The organism is Falsiroseomonas oryziterrae, assembly GCF_021864505.1.
Lineage (GTDB): Bacteria > Pseudomonadota > Alphaproteobacteria > Acetobacterales > Acetobacteraceae > Falsiroseomonas > Falsiroseomonas oryziterrae.
Window position 1 is genome coordinate 1 of the sequence record NZ_JAKJIB010000724.1, and the last position, 533, is coordinate 533.

Sequence of the window (533 nt, forward strand, 5' to 3'; positions counted from 1 at the left end):
CCGTGGCGGCCTGGCTGCCCGGAACCCGGGCCTCGAGCGCCTGGCGGTAGCGGCGCGCGGCGGCGACCCCGCCCTGCTCGGCCAGTCGCATGCGCCCGAGTGCCTCCGGCAGGTCCTGCGCGGTGCCGACGCCGGCGACCTGCAGCATCGCCATCGCGAACTGCGCCTCGGCCACGCCGCGCTCGGCGGCGCGGTGGAACCAGACCGCCGCCCAGGCGGGCTCGCGCGGGGTCCCTTCCCCGGCCTCGATCAGCCGCGCCAGGCGGAACTGCGCCTCCGGCTGCCCCTGCTGCGCGGCGCGGAACAGCCAGGGGATCGCCGCCGCCGGATCCCGTCCACCATCGCCGCGGAAGAGATGCGCCGTGGCGAGCAGGAGTTGCGCGTCCGGATCGCCGAGCATCGCTGCCTGCTCGATCAGCGCCGCGGCGCGATCTGGATCGGGCCGGACGCCGCGCGGCGGGTTCTGCGCGCGCTGGCCCTCGCGCAGCAACTGCGCGGCGCGGGCGCGATCGGCCGCGGAGGGCGCCGGCTCG

1 protein-coding gene is annotated in these 533 nt (G+C 78.6%); it reads right to left on the bottom strand.

Going from position 1 to position 533, the window contains the following annotated elements; translation table 11 throughout:
• A partial coding sequence (locus tag L2I40_RS24350; RefSeq protein WP_237217895.1) for a tetratricopeptide repeat protein occupies positions 1-533 on the bottom strand: 533 nt, incomplete at both ends.